At 56.0% G+C, this 673-nt stretch carries 1 protein-coding gene and 1 pseudogene; one reads left to right on the top strand and one right to left on the bottom strand.

Annotated elements, in window-relative coordinates; translation table 11 throughout:
- Nucleotides 1-413, top strand: a 413-nt coding sequence (locus ACXJKO_RS31990; RefSeq protein WP_457095011.1) for a GNAT family N-acetyltransferase, incomplete at its 5' end; no start/stop codon positions are given.
- 85 nt (nt 414-498) lie between these two features.
- Here ACXJKO_RS31990 and ACXJKO_RS31985 read toward each other — a convergent pair.
- Nucleotides 499-673, bottom strand: a pseudogene (locus ACXJKO_RS31985) (ISNCY family transposase); the annotation flags it as partial.

Genomic DNA, 673 nt, shown 5'->3' with positions numbered 1-673 from the left:
GGCCGGAAGCGTTCAAAGGCATACTTCCTGCCGAAGCTATTCCGGAAATGCTGAAAGATATTTATGCGCCTGAAGCCCTCGCCGCCGATATCACCGAGCTTAAGCATCAATATTGGCTGGCGACATCAGACGGACGTGATGTTGGGTATGTTTCGGCCTACCTGTCGGAAGGGCGTGTCTGGATCAAGAAGCTCTACATATTAGCGGAGACACGCGGGCAAGGCCTTGGCAAGGCCCTGATTAACACAGCCCACGAGCACTTCGGCAATCATCTGCCAGTCGCCCTTTTCGTCAACGACGGGAACAAAATCGCCATAGACTTTTACCGCTCGCAAGGCTTCCAGGTAGAGCGCCACGTTCCGGTTCGGATGGGTCCTTGCGACTTCCAGGATTATGTGATGGTGAAGAAATAGGACTTACGCCCTGTCAGAACTCGTTAGACAAGTCACTGATTGTGCTCGTTAGAGATGTCACTTCTGAGGAGCGACTGCTGAGAGTTCAGCCCACCTTGAACAGGCTCTTGGCCTGCCCTCGCCGACGCGGTGCTTTGCGGCTGCGGCTCATGTCGAGCTCCTTCTGCCGCTCCGCGATATAGGCCAGCACCGGACCCAGCCGCTTGTTCTCGACAACCGCCGCCTGATCCACCTGCTGCCGTCGGTCAAAGGTCCTGTAC

This window comes from Microvirga sp. P5_D2 (assembly GCF_054049475.1).
Note: the sequence above shows the minus strand (reverse complement) of the source record. Positions and strands in the feature narration are given on the sequence as shown.